Source organism: Lactococcus sp. UBA7128 (genome assembly GCF_002492185.1).
Lineage (GTDB): Bacteria > Bacillota > Bacilli > Lactobacillales > Streptococcaceae > Lactococcus > Lactococcus muris.
Genome location: NZ_DKXK01000031.1, coordinates 1 through 18004, shown reverse-complemented (window position 1 = coordinate 18004; position 18004 = coordinate 1). Strand labels below are relative to the sequence as shown.

Annotated in this window: 14 protein-coding genes; all 14 read left to right on the top strand. The window is 40.4% G+C overall.

Annotation, left to right across the window (positions count from 1 at the left end; genetic code table 11):
* Positions 1 to 144: 144 nt before the first annotated feature.
* Positions 145 to 1884, top strand: coding sequence for an InlB B-repeat-containing protein (locus B4H39_RS03935; protein ID WP_251421080.1), 1740 nt, complete (start codon positions 145 to 147; stop codon positions 1882 to 1884).
* A gap of 933 nt (positions 1885 to 2817) precedes the next feature.
* Positions 2818 to 3381, top strand: coding sequence for a glycerol-3-phosphate responsive antiterminator (locus B4H39_RS03930; protein ID WP_251421079.1), 564 nt, complete (start codon positions 2818 to 2820; stop codon positions 3379 to 3381).
* A gap of 25 nt (positions 3382 to 3406) precedes the next feature.
* Positions 3407 to 4510: a betaine/proline/choline family ABC transporter ATP-binding protein gene (locus tag B4H39_RS03925; protein WP_251421077.1), complete on the top strand. Its 1104-nt coding sequence runs from the start codon at positions 3407 to 3409 to the stop codon at positions 4508 to 4510.
* A gap of 8 nt (positions 4511 to 4518) precedes the next feature.
* Entirely contained in the window at positions 4519 to 5148 is a 630-nt protein-coding gene (locus B4H39_RS03920; protein ID WP_251421075.1) for an ABC transporter permease, read from the top strand.
* 1 nt (position 5149) lies between these two features.
* A complete protein-coding gene (locus B4H39_RS03915) occupies positions 5150 to 6058 on the top strand; it encodes an osmoprotectant ABC transporter substrate-binding protein (RefSeq protein WP_202230257.1) in 909 nt (302 codons plus the stop codon).
* On the top strand, positions 6055 to 6726 hold the full coding sequence (locus tag B4H39_RS03910) for an ABC transporter permease (protein ID WP_251421071.1): 672 nt from the start codon (positions 6055 to 6057) through the stop codon (positions 6724 to 6726). The genes B4H39_RS03915 and B4H39_RS03910 overlap by 4 nt, the downstream gene beginning before the upstream one ends.
* A gap of 278 nt (positions 6727 to 7004) precedes the next feature.
* Positions 7005 to 8282, top strand: coding sequence for an MFS transporter (locus tag B4H39_RS03905; RefSeq protein ID WP_251421069.1), 1278 nt, complete (start codon positions 7005 to 7007; stop codon positions 8280 to 8282).
* 30 nt (positions 8283 to 8312) lie between these two features.
* Positions 8313 to 9824, top strand: coding sequence for an FAD-binding oxidoreductase (locus B4H39_RS03900; RefSeq protein WP_251421067.1), 1512 nt, complete (start codon positions 8313 to 8315; stop codon positions 9822 to 9824).
* A 23-nt stretch (positions 9825 to 9847) separates the two neighbouring features.
* The gene (locus tag B4H39_RS03895) at positions 9848 to 10645 is read left to right on the top strand and encodes an electron transfer flavoprotein subunit beta/FixA family protein (RefSeq protein ID WP_251421065.1); all 798 of its coding nucleotides are present in this window, start codon (positions 9848 to 9850) and stop codon (positions 10643 to 10645) included.
* Entirely contained in the window at positions 10638 to 11573 is a 936-nt protein-coding gene (locus B4H39_RS03890; protein WP_251421063.1) for an electron transfer flavoprotein subunit alpha/FixB family protein, read from the top strand. Before B4H39_RS03895 ends, B4H39_RS03890 begins: the two co-directional genes overlap by 8 nt.
* Positions 11574 to 11593: 20 nt before the next feature.
* Positions 11594 to 12370: an SDR family oxidoreductase gene (locus B4H39_RS03885; RefSeq protein ID WP_202230261.1), complete on the top strand. Its 777-nt coding sequence runs from the start codon at positions 11594 to 11596 to the stop codon at positions 12368 to 12370.
* 98 nt (positions 12371 to 12468) lie between these two features.
* Entirely contained in the window at positions 12469 to 13905 is a 1437-nt protein-coding gene (locus tag B4H39_RS03880) for an FGGY-family carbohydrate kinase (protein WP_251421061.1), read from the top strand.
* A 186-nt stretch (positions 13906 to 14091) separates the two neighbouring features.
* The gene (locus B4H39_RS03875) at positions 14092 to 17409 is read left to right on the top strand and encodes an LPXTG cell wall anchor domain-containing protein (protein WP_251421059.1); all 3318 of its coding nucleotides are present in this window, start codon (positions 14092 to 14094) and stop codon (positions 17407 to 17409) included.
* A 250-nt stretch (positions 17410 to 17659) separates the two neighbouring features.
* Positions 17660 to 17791 carry a hypothetical protein gene (locus B4H39_RS03870; protein WP_271327965.1) on the top strand — a complete coding sequence of 44 codons (132 nt, stop codon included), beginning with the start codon at positions 17660 to 17662 and terminating at the stop codon, positions 17789 to 17791.
* Positions 17792 to 18004 lie beyond the last annotated feature (213 nt).

The following is an 18004-nucleotide window of genomic DNA, read 5'->3' as shown; positions in this document are numbered from 1 at the left end:
TAGGTTTATCTTTTAATTATATTCATTCTAATTCTAAGAAAAGCTGAAGGGGCGTACGCTGTTTTTAGAAAGGGGAGAAAAGTTTAGAATCATCACAGAAATCTTGTTATAGTTTAACATGCATAAAATAAGGGGAAAATAAAAATGAAAAAATATCAAATACTACACAAAGTGCTTTCTTTAAGAAGAATCCTTATGTTATCTGCAGTGATAGTGTTATTCACTCTTTTAGGTGCATTACCTATTAGAGGATTCGCAACAAATGGTGGAGCAGTTACAACAGCAGATAAAACTTATGCTTTTGATTACAAAACGCATATGCCTTGGGTAGGTGCTTCAAACAGCTTATTTAAAGCATCGTTTAATATTCCTTCACCTGGTACAAGTACGATTGATGGCGATCGTTATCAGGGGACACTCGCCTTTACTAAACTGCCCAATAGTGACTACCGCTTGCTTAATGTTCTTCCTTATCTGGATTCACCTACTTTTACTATTACGAATTCTGGTGGAGCTATCGCTGCATCTGGGGCTTATACATGGGACGAAGCCTTACAAGCTTGGGTTCTTCCTAATCCACTCATAGACAATACTTCTACCAGCATTGATACGAGTCAAGCATTGAATGGTACTGCGGGAATTAAAATCTACATGACCGGAGCTTCAACTGGTTTCATGCCTCTAAGTACACTCAAAAATGACTTCACATTGCTGGGAACAAGACCAGTCTTCTTACTGGGAGATATTGCTGGATTAACGCCTAATCTCGTACAAAATGTCCCCTTTAACTTATATCAGGAAAGGGCATATAATGGAGACCCTAATAAATGGCATGCGTTCAACTTTAATGTGCCCGCCTTAGTACAATATGAATATGATGGGCAAGTCAGGGGCTCTAACCCCGAGGATCAGCTTGGTTTAGTTCCAGGAGGCGCTGCTCATTTCGAATCTGAGGTGAATTTATCCTCCCCTCAGAAAATAACAGTGGATATGGTATGGCAGATAAGTAAAGATAAGGGATTATCCTTTGATGATATTCCTGAAAGTCTGACGAATTCAGAAGGCGATAAAGTCATCAAGAAAACACTCGATTTCATTTCTGATATTTCAGATGAAGGAAGTTTATATCGCTTAAAAATTACACCCATAGATTCAAAAAATAAGGAACCAATTTATACTGAGCCTGCTGTCTTGACGTTCAAAACCGAAAGTTTAAGTTTTAATATTCACTATGTTCTCAATGGTGGAAGCAATCATCCTGCTAATCCTCTAACATACACTTATGGTCGCGGCATAAGCAATTTTGAAGGCCCACAACGTGAAGGTTATATTTTTACAGGCTGGACAGATAAGGATGGAAACAGTATTGCCAACATTCCAACAGATGCGCAAGGTGATAAAACGCTCTATGCAAACTGGCAAGCAAGCAGCTATAAAATAAACTACGTTCTCAATGGTGGTGAAAATTCTGACAAAAATCCCAATACTTACATATATGGACAAGGTATCGCTCGCTTTGAAAAAGCTACGCGTCAGGGTTACACTTTCATAGGCTGGACAGATCAAAAAGGCGAAAAAATAGAAGCCATATCAGTGGAAGAACAAGGTGATAAAACGCTCTATGCCCATTGGGAAAAAGTAGCAGTTGTATCAAATGAAAATGAAGATACTAAAGCTGGCAAAGAATTCGAAAAAAATAAAGCATCTGACAGTATCAAGAAAAGCCAAAACTCCGCTACATCTGTATCTTCTGAGTCTAGAAAAGAGCTAGACAGTCTTCCACAGACGGGTGAAAAAGAAAGGTTTTCCCTTTATATTCTAGGCGTGATTATTCTTGTTGCTCTTTCCGCACCGCAAGTTAAAAAATATTTAACTAAATTGTAAATTCAAATAAAATGAAAGAGGCTGGGACAAAAGTCAAAAATAATGGAAAATCGCTCAATTACGGTCATTAAGAATGTCGTGATTGAGCGATTTTGATTTTTTAGTTTTGGACAAAAACAGTCAAATTTCGACTTTTGTCCCAGCCTCTTTTTTTACTGTCTTTCTCAAAAAGTTTCTAGTGTTTTAAATTTTTTTGAGTTGGTACACAACTTCTGAAATCTGAGTCACAATAGCTATAATTTTATTGTCCTCAGGGCTAATTTTTTAAGAGCTTGATAATTTATTTAGTCGTACTTTCATCAAGATTTCCTCGAAGTTCTTCCGCAATGATTATCACATGATTTGAAACAAGGCGCGTGCTTTAACGATTGAAAGTTTAATCACAGGTTTATAGATCAACGCTTCAGTTAACCCAACTCTCCCCGAGCTGTCAATAACAGTCTGTCTTTATCTTGAATATAAAGTCTACTCTATATATATATCATAATTAACCGTTCTCACCAGAAAAAGAAGAAATCCTGCTTGGAAAAGGAAATTACAGTTCTTTTGAGGGCGGGGAGGTGAGAAAGTTGGACATTGCAAAATATCTTTCTATAAATGCTTTATGCACCAACAAAATCATGACATAATGATATAATACGAAATATAAACGAAATATTTCAACCTGAGCACTTTGCCCATATTCTTGGAAGTATAGCACGGACAGTTTTATTTTTGATAAATTTTGTAATAGGCTTAGTACGGGTAAAGAACGGGATTTAGCGCTGTTTCATGGATTGTCTTAGCGTAAGATTTGATTAAGAACCCTCTTTTTTAAGAGTTGTAACGAAATAGAAATATTGACACTTTAATGTTAAAATAATATACTGTAAAGTATACGAAAAAAAGAAAACGTTTTCTTTATTTGTAAATAAACCATATAGGAGCTTCCCCATGCGTGCCCAGCTTATCCAAATGATAAAACAAAATCCCAAAATTGCTGCAATTAACAATAATAAAGATTTAGAAAGTGTGATTGAAGCAAATAACAAGGTGATTTTTGTTCTTTATGGAACGATTAATACAATTTCTGATATTGTTCACACATTAAAAGAAGCGGGGAAGATTGTCATCATCAATGTTGATTTTATTGAAGGGCTCTCGTCTAGAGAGGTGTCTGTTGACTTTATTTGTGAAACAACTCAAGCAGATGGAATTATAAGTTCTAAGGCTAAACTTGTCAAAGCAGCTTCTCTGAAAAATACCCTAGCGCTTCAGCGTGTCTTTGTCACAGATTCCAAATCATTCAGAACAATTCCAAAGCAACTGAAAAATTCTCAAGCAGATATTGTTGATGTTCAACCTGGTGCTGCACCCAAAGTTCTTAGATGGGTACAGGAATCGGTAGATGTTCCGATTATTGCGAGTGGCCTTGTTTGCGAAGAAGAAGATATTCAAAATGCACTTGAGGCTGGAGCCATCGGAGTTTCAAGTACAAATAGAGTGATTTGGTGTTAAAGTCAAAGCTAGAGTTAGGATACATATGATTAGATTTGAAAAGGTTAATAAAGTTTATGGGGAAAATCATGTTCTCAAAGATGTTTCATTGGAGATAAACACTGGCGAACTTATCTGTGTCATTGGTACAAGCGGAAGCGGGAAGACGACAATGACACGCATGATTAATCGAATGAATGAACCAACGAGTGGCATTATTCGTATCAATGGTGAAGATATCCAGCAACTCAACGAGGTGCAACTTCGCAGAAAAATTGGCTATGTCATCCAGAATATTGGACTTTTTCCACATATGACGATTCGCGAAAATATCATGTTGGTGCCTAAGCTGTTGAAGTGGACAAGTGAGCAAAAAAAGGGTGTCGCAGAGCATTTGATTGCTAAGGTGGACTTGCCCGTTGACTATCTTGAGCGGAAGCCAGAGAGTCTCTCAGGTGGGCAACAACAGCGAATAGGTGTTATTCGAGCACTTGCCGCTTCGCAAAACATCATTCTTATGGATGAACCTTTCGGAGCACTCGATCCTATCACGCGCAAATCTTTGCAGGACTTGGTAAAAAAATTGCACAGAGAAATGCAAAAAACGATTGTTTTGGTTACGCATGATATGGATGAAGCCTTGATGCTCGCGGACCGTATCATTGTGATGAAGCAAGGAGAAGTCATCCAGTTTGCTAAACCTGTCGATATTTTAGAAAAGCCTGCAAATGAGTTTGTGAAATCACTATTTTCATCAAGTCAAAAAACTGAAATCTCTACACTTTTTGCTGAAGAAATTATGGAAGAGCGCGTGATTTCGGTCACTATGAACAGTGCTGTTAGCGAAGCATTATCCCTAATGGCTGAGCACAAGAGGAGAACTGTAGCAGTTATTGATGAGAAAAATATTTTTAAGGGAAAAATTTCACGTGATTTTCTCGAACTTTTTTCTCCCTCAGAGAGAATAGATGAGGCGCTGCTGGATAAAGAAAATGCTTATGTTACAGTGGATACCACTTTTAGGGAACTGATAAAATATTTCAAGGATGAACGTGTTCGAGAACTTTTTGTTGTAGACAAGGAAATGCATCCCAAAGGACTTATCAGTCAACAAGTCTTTTTAGATGTTTTGTATAATCAATTCAGTTAAGGAATCGTATGAATCAATTTTTATCTGACTATGGACTACAGATTTTGTATAAGGTATGGGAGCACTTGTATATCTCTGCTCTTTCAGTGGGCTTAGGCGTCTTATTTGCAGTTCCTTTAGGAGCAGTTTTTTCCAAAGCTCAGCGGATAGCGCCATTAGTGATGAATGTGGTCGGTTTTTTACAAACCATTCCTTCACTCGCGCTCTTATCACTCATGTTGCCTATTTTTGGCGTTGGGAAACTCCCTGCGATTATCGCCCTCTTTCTTTACTCACTCTTGCCCATACTGAGAAATACTTTTGTTGGGATTAGCTCAGTGGACAAAAGCTATACTGATGCTGCGAAAGGTATGGGGATGTCAAGCCTTCAGATACTTCTCCAAGTAGAACTTCCCATGGCTCTAGGCATTATTATGGCTGGTATCCGTGTTTCAGTGGTCTACGTTATTTCTTGGACAACCTTGGCTGCTTACATTGGTGGCGGTGGCTTGGGAGACTTTGTTTTTAATGGTCTGACTCTTTACCGTATCGACCTCCTTTTGATGGGGGCCCTTCCCGTTACAGCTCTTGCTTTATCTATTGATCTACTAATGAAAGCCCTAGAGAATAAATTTACTCTAGAGAAAAGGAATATATAAAATGAAAAAACTAGCAGCTACAGGCATCCTCTTTGCCACACTTTTTGGTTTCTTGATTTACCGTAATTTTTCTGAGCATTCTTCTGATGTTATAACTGTTAATGGAGGTGTTACCTCTGAAAGCCAGATTATCGGGAATATGATTGTTCAACTCCTTGAACATGATACAGACTATAAGGTAAAGTTTCTCAATAATCTTGTCTCAGCCCAAGTTAATCATGTCGCCATGGAGCGGGGAGAGCTTGGTATTTCTTCCGTACGTTACACGGGGACGGATCTTGTGACAACATTGGGGAGAGAAACTGTAAAAGATGCAGACCAAGCGCTGGAAGTTGTTCAAAATGAGTTTTCCGAAAGGTTCAACCAAGAATGGTACCCAAGTTACGGTTTTGCAAATGAGTTTACTTTTATGGTGACCAAGGAGACAGCGGAAAAATACCAGCTCTCGAAAGTCAGTGATTTACAAAAACATGCTTCAAACTTGACTCTGGGTGTGGACTCCGGATGGTTTGAGCGAGAAGGAGATGGTTATCAAGCGTTTACAGAAGCCTATAACATGAGCTTTAAAAAAGTTTTTCCGATGCAGGTGGGACTGCTATATGATGCCTTAAATGCCGATAACTTTGACGTCATTGTGGGCTATTCCACTGATGGTCGTATCAGTAGTCATGAGCTCGTCATGCTTGAAGATGACCGTCAGTTTTTCCCGCCTTATACTTGTAGTCCTGTTGTTGATAAAGAACTTTATGAAAAATACCCTCAGCTTTCAAGTGTTCTTCGCAAATTAGAGGGAAAAATCAGTACAGAAACGATGCAGGAGCTGAATTACCAATCTGATGGAGAGCTTATTGAACCAGAAATTGTAGCACAACGTTTCTTAGAAAAACACAATTATTTTGAGGAGACATGATGTGGGCTTTTTTTGAAAACTGGTTTTCTTATATTACAACGAACAGTTCTTATCTTTTGGAGCAGCTTGGCACACATGCTTATCTCGCTCTGACAAGTGTTGCTTTTTGCATCATTATAGGCCTTCCCTTAGGAATAGCTATACATCTACATCGAAGATGGGAGGGCCTCGTAATGACTGTTATAAATACGGTTCAAACAGTTCCCTCAATGGCAATGCTAACACTCCTCCTTATATTTTTTGGGTTAGGAACTACAACTGTTGTTATTTTAGTTGTCTTATACTCTCTTCTTCCCATAGTTAAAAATACTTTTGCTGGTTTGAACAGTGTTAATGCTGTTTATTTAGATAGTGCAAAGGGCATGGGAATGACTCAAACTCAGATTCTCCTCATGGTTCAAATTCCATTAGCCCTGCCAGTTCTCTTAGTGGGTGTGAAAAATGCCCTCGTCTTAGCAGTGGGAACTACAACCATAGGTTCTTTCGTGGGTGCAGGAGGACTTGGAGATATTATATTGCGGGGAATTAACACTGTAGGTGGCACATCAATCATCTTGACGGGGGCTTTATTATGTGCATTGATAGCTTTTGGTTTTGAAGCGCTGATTAACTGGGTGGAAAAGCAACTGCAAAATTCCTTTTCTGGAACTAAAAAGAAAAAAATTTAAAATAATACTTTTCTGTTGACAAAAACGTAACATTGTTGTAAAATAATTCTTGTAAATAAAAGCGCTTTCAAAAAGGTGCGAATTTAATAATTTTTTGTTACTAAGAGAATGTAGAGAAAAGCAACACAAAAATAAAACGTTAACCGTCTTATTTTTGTGTTGCTTTTTTGATTTCTTTTGAGAGAGGAGTAGACATGACCCTTGTAAAGTCGAAAGGACCTTAATCATGACTTTAAATCACACAAATTAAATTTAAAACTTAAGGAGAACAAAGCTTTATGGATAAAGCATTCATAAAAAAATACGGGACACTCTTACTGCTTGCTGCTGGTGCAGGGATTATTTTCCAACTTCCCTACATCCGTGAAACATTCTATGTTCCGATTCAAGAAGCTATGAATCTGAGCAATGCTCAGATGGGAGAGCTTTCGGCTGGTTACGCTACTATGGCGACCATATCTTATTTTATTGGCGGGCTTGTAGCCGACAAGTTTTCAGCAAGAAAACTTTTGACATTTTCCTTCCTTGCGACAGCTGTCCTTGGATGGTGGTTTTCAACATTTCCCTCTTTTAACACCGCGCGTTTAATTTTCGTCTTAATGGGTGTCACAACGATTATCACCTATTGGTCGGCAGTGATTAAGGCAACACGTATGTTGGGAAGCAGTGAAGAGCAAGGACGCCTGTTTGGTCTGCAAGAAGGTCTTCGCGGGATGCTGAATTGGTTACTCGTGCTTGGGATGACGGCTGTGTTTGTAAGATTTGCAGATCAGGTTGTTGGTACACAGTGGGCGATTCGTGTTTGTGCTATTGCTGTAGGTATCATCGGAATTCTCAACTGGTTTGTTATTGAAGACACCAAGGCAGAAGAAAATTCAGAGTCTATCAAAGACGTTACACTGGGTATGTTTAAACAATTGGCTTTTCCAAGAGTTTGGTTGCTCGTCGCAATCGTCTTCTTTGGATATAGCTTGTACGGTATCTTTGGCTACGTAAATACGCTAGCGATTAATGTTTATGGCTTGTCAGCTGCTGGAGGCGCTACTCTAGGTGCATTCAGATATCTGATTCAAGCTTTTGGTGGTATTGCTGGTGGTTTTATTGCCGATAAGATTGGCTCTCGACTCAAAGTTTTAATCGCAGGTGCAACGCTCACGGGACTTTCTTATGACTTGTTTCTAGTATTGCCAGAGGATGTTGCCTTGTTGGGCGTGGTATTGGGTAACTTTGTCGGTGGTATGTTTGCGATTTACTTGATTCGTTCAGTCTACTTTGCAATCATCGATGATGCGGGCATCCCTGTTTCACGTACAGGACGTGTTTCAGGAATTGTCTCCGCTTTAGGTTTTTTACCAGATGTATTCATGTACACAATGATTGGTGGTTGGTTAGATAACAACCCAGGAAAATCTGGCTTTAATATGACCTTTATCTATGCTATCGCAATGGCTGTCGGCTGTATTGTGATGTCACTCATCCTCTCACGTGTTATCAAACGTGATAAGGATTTGCATAACGCTGTAGACACTGAAACAGTTGCTGCAGCAGCAGAATAAAATAAAAAAACAAAATTACAAATAAATAGAATGGAAGATTTATACCTTATGGAAACACAAGCACTCGTAAAAGAAAAAGAACTCATTGTCTCAGAACTCAAAGATATCGTCAGCGAAGGTCAAATTTTGACTGAACATGATGCCCTCTATGATGCGGGAGCAGACCGTTATCGTAAATATGAAAAAGCCAAAGGCAAGTTAAAAAATCCATTGCCGGCAGCCATTGTCTATCCAGAAAGCACTGATGAAGTCAAAGAACTGTTGATGTATGCTAATGAAAAAGATATCAACGTGATTCCACGTGCAGGTAAGACAGCGACAGAGGGTGGTTTAGAAAACTGGAAAGATCTAGCCATTGTTGTTGACGGCTCACGCATGGACAAGATTATCAAAATTGATCCCTACAACAATCAAGCAACAGTTCAAGCAGGTGTAAAACTGCAAGATCTTGAAGATGAGTTGAGAAAAATTGGATATACAACGGGTCACTCACCACAATCTAAGCCCGTTGCCATGTACGGCGGTTTAGTTTCTACTCGCTCCATTGGACAATTTTCTACACTTTATGGCGGGATTGAAGATATGGTCGTTGGTTTGGAATGTGTCTTCCCGAATGGCCACGTGTCACGTATTAAGAATGTGCCACGTCGTGCGGGTGGTCCAGATATTCGCCATATTGTTATTGGTAATGAAGGGACGCTTTGCTACATCACTGAAGTGACGATTAAAATCTTTAAGTATCAACCAGAAAACAATAAATTCTTTGGTTACTTAGTCAACGATGTTGATACAGGTGTTAAAGTGCTTCGTGAAGTAATGACAAACGGTTATCGTCCATCTGTTGCACGTACCTACTCAGAAGAAGATGCACGTCAACATTTCTATCATTTCTATGAAGACAAATGTGTTTTGATTTTCATGGCGGAAGGACCTAAAGGCATCGTTGAAGCGACTGGTCAAGGGATTGAAGAAGCTGTTGATAAATTCAAAGATGGCGTTTATAAACAAGTAGATAGCAAACTCATTGAAGATTGGTTCAATAATTTGAACTGGACGCAACAAACAATCGATGATGAAGTTCAAGGTATGATCGAACATGACCGCCACGATGGCTATACAACTGAAATTTCTGCAGATTGGGAGCACATTACTGATATTTATAATTCAGTAATCCACCGTATCAGGACAGAATTTGATCGTGCAGATGATATTACAATGCTTGGTGGTCACTCTTCTCACAGTTATATCAATGGCACAAACATGTACTTCGTATACAATTACGATATCAACTGTGTACCAGAAGATGAGTTGCGTGTTTATCACCATCCGATTCAAAAAATTATTGTTGAAGAAGCGATTAAATTTGGCGGTTCTATGTGTCACCATCACGGTATTGGGAAATACCGTAATGAATGGACCAAGGATGAGCACGAATCTGCCTTTTACATGCTCGAAGCACTGAAAGAAACCTTTGATCCAAAAGGTATTATGAGTTTTGGTAATATCTATCCTGTGCAAGAAGGCGTAAAATATCAAAAATAATTATCTGAAAAAGGCTGGATGAAATGAAAATTATTTGTCTTGTGAAATTTGTTCCAGAACCCAATAAAAAAACAAATTTTGAAGTAGACCGAACAACAGGTAACATGAAAAGAGAAAAGATGAAGGCAATTCTCAATCCCGAAGATGCTTCAGCCTTAGCTTATGCACTAAAAATGAAGGCAGAAAATCCAGAAATTCACATTGAAGTTCTCTCGATGGGACCAGAAAAGATAAGCGCTGCTCTGCAAAATTTAGTGCGATTAGGCGCAGATCGGGCGACTTTACTGAGTGACCGTGTCTATCAAGGCAGTGATTCCTTGGCTACAAGTATGGTTTTGGCAAGATATTTAAAAAAACAAAATTTTGATTATATTTTTTCTGGCACGCAGACAATAGATGGTGCAACAGGACATATCGGCCCTCAAGTTGCAGAGTTACTCCAGATAAATCAGTTTTCTGACGTGTTAAACGTGAAAGAAATCAATGCGGAAACAGTATTTTTTGATGCAGCCTTTGATCAAGAAGTGTTAAGCCTTCAAACTAAGACACCGTGTCTCTTAAGCATGAGCTTAGAACCGAGAATGAAACTTGGTTTTGTGCGTCTTGAGGACATGGAGAAGGATGTTGGTTCTCAGTTCCAAATATTAAGTAATGAAGAACTTCAACTTTCAGTAGACGAGGTGGGACGTAAGGGATCCCCAACATTTGTGAGAAAGGATATTGCTGTTGTTCATGAAAAGCGAGAAAGCCTCTATGTCAAAGCTGATGAGACAGGGATAGAAGAAGTTTATCAATTTTTGAAGGAATACGACTATGTTTAAGACTTTAATCTTTTTGGATAAAAACAATCTTGATAAGTGCTTGGCTTTGACCGCAGTTGCGCAGAAGCTCCGACAGGAAACAGAGGAAGTTGAAATCTATGGACTTGGCTTTGACTTGGGCTCAACCCAAGTAACAGGGATTGATAAGTTAATAGATATTGCTGGCGCAACAGTTAATCTCTATGATGCGAGGCAAGTGTCAGCTTTTCTTGCGGAAGTGCAGCAGCAATTTCAATTTGACTGTATTCTAATTTTGGCCAACAGTTTGGGCAAAATGCTTGCTCCCCGTTTGGCCATGAAATTAAAAACAGGTTTGACTGCTGAAATAACAGATGCGGCAATTTTAAAAGGAGAGCGGCACTTGATTCGTCCGGCTTTTCAAGGGAATCGCATGGCAAATATTGTGTGTCGTACAAGCCCTATCATGGCTAGTGTTCGTCCAGATGTTTTTCGAAAAAACGATTCGGACAAAATACCTGAAAAGCTAAGCATGCAAAGTTCTTGTAAAGAAAAGTCATCGCTTAAAGTCATCGCAAAGTCTCAATCAAATCCTCATGCCGATATTACAAAAAGTAAGGTTTTAATTTCCGGTGGTGGTGGTATTGAAAAAGAATTTGCTCTATTATCGGTACTTTCTGACACTTTAAATGGGGAGTTAGCTGCCTCGAAGAAACTTGTTGATGCAGGTGTTGCTCTTCGGGATATACAAGTGGGACAGTCAGGAAAAATTGTCAGCCCAGATCTTTATATGGCCTTTGGCATTCATGGGACAGTGCATCATGTTGCGGGGCTAAGGGATGTGAAACATATTATTTCGGTAAACACGAACAAACTTGCTCCCATATCAGCACTGTCAACCATAGTTGTTGAAGGTGATGCAGCTGATTTTGCTCAAAAATTAAACAAAAAAATAAAAGAAAACGCTTAGGGCGTGAAAGGAAATTAAAAATGGAAATCTCAGATTTTAAAATGGACATGTTCTCTATCAAAGGGAAAAATGCCATCATCACAGGCGGGAACACTGGTTTAGGACAGGCTTTCTCAACGGCTTTGGCTGAAGCTGGTGCAAATATCTTCATGGCTGGTGTTGACCCAGAAGATAAGGAATTTGCTCAAACACTTGAAGCGCGTGGTGTAAAGACATTTTATATGTTTGCTGACTTGACGAAAGAAGATACAGCGCGTGAAGTGGTTGAAAAATGTGTTGAAGTATTTGGTTCAATTGATATTTTGGTTAACTGTGCGGGTATCTGTCCTATTGATGACGTTTTGAGCTATGATGCCAAAAAATGGGACCCAACGATTGCGGTCAACTTGAATGCTGCCTTTTATATGAGTCATGAAGCAGCTAAATTCATGGTTCCTCAAAAGAGTGGTAAAATCATTAATATCGCTTCTCTCTTTTCATTCCTTGGCGGACAAGGAGCGCCTGCCTATGCCGCATCAAAACATGGTATTGTTGGACTGACGAAAGCATATTGTGACGAGTTGGCAATGCACAATATCCAAGTTAATGCAATCGCGCCAGGATATTTTAAAACTAAAGCAGCGGCAGCCTCTGTTGAAGATCCAGAGCGCAGCAAGTGGATTGTTGGACATACACCAGAAGGACGTTGGGGAGATGTGGCTGACTTGATGGGAGCTACAGTTTTCTTAGCATCAGAAGCTTCTCATTTTGTAAATGGTCACACGCTGGCAGTTGATGGTGGCTGGCTCGTACGCTAATCACAAATTGATTGATACAGTATTGAAAAATAAAATTGCAAGGCGTGTCAAAGTTACACCTCCTGCAATTTTTATTTCACTCTAGAAAGAAAAATAAAATGAAATATATTATTGGCATTGATTCTGGTTCGCAAAGTTCAAAAATAGCCATTTTTGATATCGAAGGGAATCTTATTGTTGAAGGAAAAGAAGAACTTCGTCCTATGAAGCTTGGTGAAAATACACTTGTTGAACACCCGGGTGATGACATCTGGGAATCCATCTGCGCCGCAAGTAAAAAAGCTATGGAAAAATTTCAATATGATTCCAAAGACATTATCGGCGTTGGTCTAGGCTCTATTCGCTGCTGCCGTGTCTTGATGAAAAAAGATGGCTCCCTTGCTGCTAATGTTATTTCTTGGATGGACAAGAGAACTTCAACGCCCTATCAACACGATGTTCCTGAGGCCGCATACGTAACTTCTACAGACGGTTATCTGACCCATCGCTTAACAGGTGAATTTAAGGATAATATAGGCAATAACTTTGGTCAATGGCCTGTGGATTATGAGACTTGGGATTGGAGCACCGACCCAGAAGTTTTAAAAACTTTTAACATTCCTCGTGAAATGTTACTGGAGGCCGTTCGTCCCGGTGATGTTTTGGGCAATATAACCGAAGAAGCAAGTAAGTTAACAGGCATTCAAGCTGGGATACCTGTAGTTGCCACAACATCAGACAAGGCGGTTGAAGGACTGGGTGCAGGACTTTTACATGAAGGTACGGCAGTCATTTCCTTGGGAACCTATATTACAGCTATGGTCGCATCAGATGAGATGGCACCTGTAGATGCTTCGGCTTATTGGGGGATCATGTCCTCCGTGCCTAAGAAATACATCCTCGAAAGTTACGGTATTCGCCGAGGAATGTGGACAGTGAGTTGGTTTAAAAATCTTTTGGGTCAAGAATTATCCTTGCGCTCAAATTATATGGACATCTCAGAAGAAGAGTATCTTAATATTAAGGCTGAAGAAGTTCCTGCAGGATCAGAAGGACTGATGACTATTTTGGATTGGTTAGCCAACCCATGGGAACCTTTCAAACGCGGGATTATGCTTGGTTTTAATGCGCATCATGATTATCGCTATATGTATCGCTCAATTTTGGAAGGCATTGCCTACACGATGAAAAATAACTGTGATGGCATGACAAAAGAGCTTGGAAAAAATCTCAAAGAAATTGTTATCGTAGGTGGTGGCTCAAATTCGGACCTGTTCATGCAAATTTTTGCGGATGTCTTTAATGTACCGGCTAAACGTAACGTAATTAATGGTTCTGCAGGTCTTGGCGCAGCCATCAATACTGCTGTTGGCTTGGGTGTTTATGCTGACTATGAACAAGCCGTTGAAAAAATGGTAAAAGTCAAAAATGTATTTACACCAAAAGCTGAAAATGTTGAGATTTATGAGAAATTGATCAAAGTTTATAAAGAACTTCCAAAATATACTGATGAAGTTTTGCAGATGACTTATGAAATACTTCACTCAGAGGGATAGTTTTCGCTCCCTCACTTTAAGATTCTGAATGACAAAATACAATGGTTATCAGCCGTTGTATTTTTAGCGTTGAATTTTTACTTTCGCGATTGTCAAAAAATCTTTTTGATAAATAAGAGGTTTTTTGATATCATTTTGTAAAGTATGAAATCTTTGAGAAGTGAATGATTTGGAATAGGAGTTGAAATGAAAAAAGAAAAAATTTTGTCAGGCTTGCTTTTGACAACATTAATCTTAGGACAAACAGTATCTGTATTTGCAACAGGTCAAGATATACTACAAAATCAAGTGCAAAATGAAGGTGCAGAGCGAATAGAACAAGATGATAATGCGCAAGCTGAGGAGGAAAAAGGTGTAGAAGCTGAAACAGAAAGTGCGGCAGCTGTTCCAAAAGTGAAAGAGGATGCAGAAGAGAGCCAGGCAGCAACAACAGAGGCAATCGAAACATTGTCCTATGCTGCTGGTACAGGGACTGAAACAGATCCCTATCAGATTGCAAATGAAATTCAGCTCAATCAGATTCGAAATGATTTACCGAATAGTGGTACAGAGGGAATCTATTATAAACTGACAGCCAGTTTTGCGCTCACGGCACCTTGGACACCAATAGGGGACAGTAGTGCGGGATATTTTAGAGGACATTTTGATGGAAATAATCAGACCATCAGTAATTTATCGGTAAATTCTACCTCTTATATAGGGCTTTTTGGAATTGCAGAGAATGGCAGTTTTACAAATCTTACGATTGAAGCTGCAGTTGTTTTAGGCTCAACAGAGCTTGGCATTTTAGCAGGACGCGCAACAGGTAGCCAAGTGACTAACGTTCATGTATCAGGCACTGTTACTGGTACAGATTCGGAAATCGGCGGTCTTATTGGCCTCAGTCGTGACACGAGGGTGACAGACAGCAGTGCAAATGTCACTGTCAGCGGAGCTGGAAGATATATTGGTGGCTTGATTGGACACAATCAAGAAGACCTTGCGCATCCGGGTGCTTCAACCATCACAAACACAGTTTCCTCAGGAAGTGTTCACGGCACCACAGTCATAGATCCTGGGGATAGTACATCTGGTTCTTTCCGTGTCGGCGGTCTTATCGGTTTTAATGAACGCGCGAATATTATTGGCAGTTCATCGAGCACAACTGTAAGTAATCTTGCTTTTGCGACAGGTGGCTTGATTGGTGAGAATATCAGTAGCCATGCTGGTGAAGGACTTGATAATAACCGTGGTCAAGTGCTTTACTCATCGGCTACTGGCAATGTAAGTGGGACAGGCCAAGGTACAGATCAACTTTCTGAGCGTGTCGGCGGCCTCATCGGACAAAATGGAGACATTGGTGGCAGTACAACAGGACGTGTCGGCGGTAATGTCATCGGGAGTAGCGCTACAGGCAGGGTTCCAAGTGCAGGACAACATGCTGGCGGTCTTATCGGTTTTAACGCTGCTGAAGGCAAAGTAGTAGAGAACAGTCACTATAGTTCAAGTAACTCCGTTGAAGGACTCAATGATGTTGGTGGCTTGATTGGGAACAATCGCTATGCAGATGTGAAAAATACAAGCGCATCAGCAGTGGTGTCTGCCTATGATACGTCGACTGCGCAGGACCAAGCAGATATTGCAGGGAAATATGCCGGAGGACTTATTGGACGTAATAGTGAGTCGCTTGTTGAACAAAGCAGAGCAACAGGTAGAGTCAGTGGACAAGACTATGTTGCAGGATTGATTGGAGCTACAGGTCCAGCATCTACCGGGTCTACTGAGCGGACGACTGTAAGCAATAGCTGGGCCTCAGGTGCTGTTACAGGACGTGGCAACTATATCGGTGGCTTGATTGGGCGTACAGCTCATACGACAACGATGAACAACTTTGCGACAGGGAATGTCGGAGCACCAACTTCTGGCAGTTACGAAGAAGGCTATCAAGTTGGTGGCTTGGTCGGTCAAGCGGGGACAGGTTCTATCTTGGAGCAAAACTATGCAACTGGAAATGTCACCGCCCAAAGTCAGGTTGGCGGTTTGATTGGTCGCTTGGAGAACTCCACCCTTTCACGTAACTGGGCAAAAGGGAATGTAATGGCTGCCAATAATGCTGGTGGTCTCATCGGTAACTCCTATGGTTCTACACAGCTTAGCCAAGTCAACGATGCGTACGCCATTGGTAATGTTACAGCAACAGGAAACAATGTCGGTGGTTTGATCGGTTCAATGTCACCAACCTCTTTTTCTCCAGGCAGCTACGGTACGACCGTCGTCAATGCCTATGCTTCAGGTGATGTGACAGGTGCTTCCAATGTTGGCGGCCTTATTGGTGGCTCAGACTTTGCAGCGACTCTCAGCAATGCTGTAGCTATAGGTCAAGTAACCGGTACAGGGGAAGTCGGTGGAGTTGCCGGCAATGCAAGTCATATCAAGATGTCCGATGTCTATCGTTGGGATTACATGAAAGTCAATGGTGAGGTTCTAGACCGTCACATCAATAATGCTGGTGAAAAAGACGGCGGTCTAGCTTCTGCACGTGAGTTGCGCATGGAAAATTCCTATGCTAACTTAACTTGGGCCATGGGAACAGCTTGGAAGTGGTCGACTGTTTCAAGGAATCCTGAACAAGTCGCTAGTTCTATCCAGCACTGGCCTGTTCTTGGCTTTGGTCCAGAGGAGGACACATTCCCGCACTACAGCATCGCTGGTACAGATAAAGAGACAAAAATGTACGATGGAGAGGAAGTTGTCCGAGACAGCAAGAGTTTATTTACCGCTGAGTACGCACAGATCAACGAGTTTGACTATAGCCTGAATGGGCAACCCTTAAACCTTGAAAACAACTTGGTTCTGGCAGATGACGTGGCTCTACATGAAATTCGGGCTATCTCCAAACTCACACCTCTGCAAACTTCTACAGGACATCGCCAAGATTCAGGAAACTTCCCCGGGAGACTGACTGCACAGGCAGACTATGAGATTACGCCTCGTCCCTTACTTTATACGGGTAAAGTTTGGCTAGAGCGCCAGTATAACGGTCAAGCAAGGATGAATTTACAAAATTCTCGACTGACTTCTGAAGATTGGACAGCCCTAGCCTTTGACCATGGAGTGACACGTGCAGAAATGCCGGGAGTTATCTCAGGCGATGAAGTGAGACTTAATGCCAATACAGATTTCCAACATCTGCTGTCAGGCAATCATAGTCTGGATGGGGTAAATGCCAGCGCGGAAGTTGGTGAAGGTGTCTTGATTCATGACTTGACACCAGAACAAATGGCACAAATCTTTAGTTTAGCGGGTGCGGATGCGCATAACTACAGGTTGAGAACCTTAGATAATGTAAATACACGTGTGACAGCCAAAGATGAGAAAGTCCCAGAAAGCAGTGAAAGAAAACCAACAGAAAGTTTACCAGCAACAGGTGAGGCAGTAAATATCGTCTTCCTAGCTCTTGGTTTTGCTGCTGTGTTCACTGCGATGATGCTCTGGTTCAAACATCGTTTGGCACAAAGAAAATAGTTGAGCATTCTTGCCTCTGAAAATTGTTCTAGAGGCTCAAGCGTAAAGCTTTGGTTTAATCATGTGCCGCGTACCTAAAATGAAATACCAGCCTGACTCAATCTAACACTATATTGAAAGAGAAGTTCACGTTTTTTAACGTGAATTTTTTGCTTGTGGAACATATTCTAATTTGTTAGAATTTCATATATAATTCTGGTTTGTTCTGGATTTTTCAGGGATAAACTTAGGTTTAAGAGAGGAGATTTTAATGAAAAAAGCTAGTTTATATTTGGGTATCGCTATATGTCTTCTTAACGGTTATTTTTCGAATGGTTTTTTATCGCTGCTCTTATCCATCATCGGAATTGCTCTGGTAATGTATGGTGCCGACGAATTTTAGTTGAGCATTCGCTGAAAAGAAATGTGGGGTAGCTTTAAAGAATCATGATAGGCATACTAAACAGTTCTTGTAAACTTTCTTGCCTTTTCCTTGTTGGCGTCAGATGGAGTAGATCTGATGCTTTTTTGAGTCGATAAGATTACTGAACGCCTATTTTTTCTCATCAAACACTCATTTCATTTGACCTTTTTTTATACTATAGACTCAGAAAGT